At 49.0% G+C, this 4,290-nt stretch carries 4 protein-coding genes and 1 pseudogene; 2 read left to right on the forward strand and 3 right to left on the reverse strand.

The genetic code is table 11. The features are described 5' to 3' along the window. The first annotated feature begins 83 nt into the window (after window positions 1-83). Together AC5I6P_RS01240 and AC5I6P_RS01245 are read left to right on the forward strand one after the other, a co-directional pair. Window positions 84-811, forward strand: a pseudogene (locus tag AC5I6P_RS01240) (IS6 family transposase). A gap of 420 nt (window positions 812-1,231) precedes the next feature. Then, window positions 1,232-1,765, forward strand: a complete 534-nt coding sequence (locus tag AC5I6P_RS01245; protein WP_495691940.1) for a hypothetical protein — start codon at window positions 1,232-1,234, stop codon at window positions 1,763-1,765. A gap of 264 nt (window positions 1,766-2,029) precedes the next feature. Here the strand turns inward: AC5I6P_RS01245 and AC5I6P_RS01250 are convergent, their stop codons facing one another. From AC5I6P_RS01250 to AC5I6P_RS01260, 3 genes are all read right to left on the reverse strand, one after another. Further along, window positions 2,030-2,152, reverse strand: coding sequence for a hypothetical protein (locus AC5I6P_RS01250; RefSeq protein ID WP_495691941.1), 123 nt, complete (start codon window positions 2,150-2,152; stop codon window positions 2,030-2,032). Between the two features lie 260 nt (window positions 2,153-2,412). Then, on the reverse strand, window positions 2,413-3,387 hold the full coding sequence (locus AC5I6P_RS01255) for a peptidoglycan-binding protein (protein ID WP_495691942.1): 975 nt from the start codon (window positions 3,385-3,387) through the stop codon (window positions 2,413-2,415). A 97-nt stretch (window positions 3,388-3,484) separates the two neighbouring features. After that, a complete protein-coding gene (locus tag AC5I6P_RS01260; RefSeq protein WP_495691943.1) occupies window positions 3,485-3,895 on the reverse strand; it encodes a peptidoglycan-binding domain-containing protein in 411 nt (136 codons plus the stop codon). Between the last annotated feature and the right edge of the window lie 395 nt (window positions 3,896-4,290).

A 4,290-nucleotide genomic window follows, 5' to 3' on the forward strand; every position in this document is an offset into this window, starting at 1 on the left:
AGCAAGCCTAAACACTGGAGGAATTCTCCCTACTCGACAAATGAGAAGGTGGGGAAGCCTAATTTCCTCTGGTCTTGCTCTAAGTGACGACTGACTCCTTGTTTAAATGGCGGCACTTTTTGCCTGAAATTATCCTGCTGAACGTGCGCTGGTATTGTCGTTATTCCCTGAGTTATCGGGACTTGGAAGAAATGATGGCAGAACGCGGGGTGGAAGTGGTGTCCTTCGGAGCTTCGCGCAGCGAACACATTCCACTATCCATCGATGGGTGTTGAGCTACGCGCCAGAATTGGACAAGCGCCTTCGACCACACTGGAAAGGAACGAACGATTCGTGGCGCGTGGATGAAACGTACATTTAGGTCAAAGGGGATTGGAAATATCTGTATCGCGCTATCGATTCAGCAGGCAACACGTTGGACTTTAAGCTGAGCGCGAAGCGGGACGGCAAAGCAGCAGCCTGGTTCTTGGGCAAAGTGCTGAAGGCGACTCATACTCAAACTCCATGGCTGAGTCACTACGCGAGCTTCAAAGAACTCACTGTCGATAAAAATGCTGCCTATCCAGTGGCAGTTGAAGTACTGAAAGCCGATAAAACATTGGCAGCAGAAACGGAATTACGGCAGAGTAGATACCTGAACAATGTGCTCGAGCAGGACCATCAAAACATCAAGCGACTGACAAAACCAATGATGGGATTCGGCTCATTCAACAGTGCGAGACGAACCTCCAGTGGGATTGAAGCGATGAGTATGATTCCGCAAAGGGCAGGTGAAAGGGATCAGACTAAGGGAACAGTATGTCTCAAGTGAAATTTATTGAAGAACTTTCTGGAATGAGTACTTAACGAAACACGAATGAGATACCTCATTTGTCAATAAAGAAGTATTTGCGACACAACTCAACGCATTTCGCAAGAACGGTTGAGTTGTTACTTCGACAAACAAAACTGCGATCGTCTGCGGCAAGCCATTTAATTTGTCGCTCCATATATTTTGCTGGTTTGAGAAAGAGCAGCGGCATTGGTGAATGTTGACCAGAATTTTGAAGGCGTGACTGTACTACTTCAATTATTCAACAGTTGCATACAGAGCAGTTAAGCGATCAAGTGTGAGAATTTGGGCAATTATGTGTTTGGTTGAGAGACTAATATGGGTTTAATTTAGAAATTGAAACTTGCACCTGCAACTTCACGTCTATCTGACTTCGGATCACTCCCCCAGTTCACCCACATGCACCGTTCTGTTCTCCTGACGCTGACCTTGAGCTTCTGCCTTCCCTTCGGAACGATGCTTCAAGCTGTCGGCCAACCTGCTGCCTTAGACTTTCGCACCAATCTTCCGAATGGCAATTACCGCTTTTGTAGCCAGCCCCCTCGAGTGGGAAGGGTGTCTGCCCCGGGTGAAATCCTGGGAAATTGCTTTCTGTTTCGCAAATACGGCAGTCAAGTGGTGGGCAGGTATTACGACACCCGCACCTTGGGTGAGGTCAGCGTTTGTTTGAGTGGTGCGGTGAGTGATCGGGTCTTAGCTCAAGGGTTAGAGGAAATTGGGGGGATTGGTCAGCAACGAATTCCTGCGGGTTCAACCGGAGAGCAATTTGTCAAGTGGGACAAAGAAGGCATTTTGCGGGTTTCGGGAGCCGAAACTTACCGCAAAATCGACGACAGAGCCAAGCTAGTTCGCTATCGGCAGGTCATTTTGGATCTCAAGCGGCTCTACCGTCTGAATGCGGGACCGATCTTGCCACCGACTCGATGCTCCTAATTTGCCTAGAAGCGTTCACAGTGCTAACAGCAGATCGATCGCGAGTTTTGCAAATACAGCACCTTCTTTACCTTCAAGCGCTTGTATCACTAGGCCGACTGACCCCAATGCTATAGATTGCTGACTTGCACAGGTTGTTGAACTGGCAATTGGATAACGAATGTAGTGCCAGCCCCATAAGTTAAACGCATTTCAATTGTCCACCGTGTTTCTCCACCATAATTTGATGACTAATGGACATGTCCATGCCTGTGCCTACGCCAACTAGTTTTGTGGTGAAGAACGGCTTAAAATCTGCGCTTGAATCGCCTCAGGGAGACCAGAACCATTGCCAGCGATCACAATCTGCACCCACTCTGGCTCTACTCCTTCGGTCATCGAACCCATGAGCTGGGGCAAATCTTCCCGCAAAAAGGCTAAATCATCGATTGTGCAACTTGTTCCACAGGCTCAATGAAAGATTTTTCCATCACGATTGAAAACGGGAAAGACCAAGGTGAAATGAGGTGCAACAACGTCGTAATCCAAAAGATCATGCTGTCTACGCACCAACTGAATGTTCTCTCGCTCCTCGGCCGAAAGAGTCAGATAGTTTACGACCAGCAAACTTCTAGACATTGTTCACCTCATTCATACTGTCTAATCGATCACACTGCCACTAACGGCGCAGCTAAGTCTGGGGCAATTCGGCTGGCTAGTGCCACGCCCCCCGTTACAGTGGTTCCGGCGGGCAAAGCAGGCTCTCCGGTGAGGTGAGTAGGATAGCTAGAACCATTGAACCGCAGGCGACGATAAGCAGGTACGAGCCCACCGCCCGCCGTGTAAACAATCAGATCAGGATAGCCGTTCGTTCTTCCATTGCTAATCATGACCGGTTGTTGCACCGCTGGAATTCGAGAGATGGCGCGATATCCGTTTTCCGCTGCCTGCATCACGAGCATCGTACAACCTCCAGTTCCACAAACTTGGCTGCCCATGAGGTAAACCAACATCATTCCCCTAGGACCTGTGCCATCGAGGTCGAGGGATTGGAACATATAGCGGATACGATCACGAAATCCTAAGTTCAATGCACTACGAATTCCCGCTTCAACTCTGGCATCGATTTCCATGACCCAAGGGCGCGGACGAATTTGAATCGTCACGCCATTTGCAACTGGAAGCGGAATCGTAAAAGGATTGTACAAGCGCACTAAATCTTCACGCACCCAACCCGTTTTCTGTTGGGCTTCGACCTGAAACCAGCGGTAGTCTTCTTCTAAGATAGGAGATCGACCGAGAATCCTGACGCTATCTTCGGATCGAAGGGTTTGAATAACGGTAGCCGTGAGCTCGGGCGTTTCCCTAAGATTAATGGCACTGCCCGGAATGCGGGCAACAACCATTCCAGAGCGAAGTGCACTCCAGGTTTTAGGACCGACAATCCCATCTGCTGCCAGTCCAAGGGCTTGTTGAAACTCAATCACACGGGCTTCTGTGTTCGCACCAAAGTTTCCATCGACCGTCAGTCCTGCGCCGCGATAGTTGAGTAAGGTTTGTAGTGCCTTAACGCTGTTCCCGGTTGCCCCTCGTCTTAGCGTCGGATCTGCGGATACAGATACCATTTCGTTCATCATGGTCATTGGAGTTCTCCTTTCAAAGTTGTGATCGATAGGGCAATTCTCAATTCGCTACAACTGGGTTAGCGAAACTCATCTACAGTGCCATGACACGTAAAAGTCACTGTACAGCAGCAGTAATACGCACCAGGTCATTCAGCCGTTGACGCACAACTAAGTTGGCAATGCCATCCACGTTATATCCATAGCGACGCTCAAATTCTTTTACTGCCGCAACGGTTCTAGGACCGTAGAAGGGTTGGCTTGGGGGCAGGTTTGCGTTGATCACCCGATTGAGGTTGTCTTGCAACACCCGCATCGCCTGTTCTGCCTTTGCCATCGTAATTGGACCCGCAATGCCATCGACTCGCAGTTTGTAATAGGTTTGGAATGCTTTGATCGCATCCACTGTTACTCTATCGATAAGCGGTCCATCATAACTGGAAATGGGGAAGTTTGGATCGGGTTCGGGAGAGTAGCCGAACCCATGACCATTGAGAATGCTGCGAAGTTGTGCATTGGTGTAAGGCATGATGATGCTCCTATGACTAAGGTGAAGGTTGTCTGTGTTTGAACTACATCTGTTTCCACAGGCTTGAGCATGACGGTTCCGCAATTTTCACCAGGGATTACCCACGAGGGGAAGATTGCTTGACTTTTGCGCGAATTGTAGAACTGAAGCAGTATTGCTCTAGTTCACGTCAGGGCAATTGCGATGCTGCAACCGAGAGTAGCGAGGGCTGAAATATAGCAGTGATCTAAAGTACCTAGAAGGGGAATTCCTATGATCCGTAGCTGAGCAACTCAAGATTGATGAAAGGACCATTACTATTCACCTGGAGCATCAGCATACAGACGAGTCACTCCTCCACGGTTGCCCCCAGGGTTAATTCATTGTGAGAGTAGAGAAAGTAGGATAGGAAGCAC

It is taken from the genome of Myxacorys sp. (assembly GCF_059501405.1).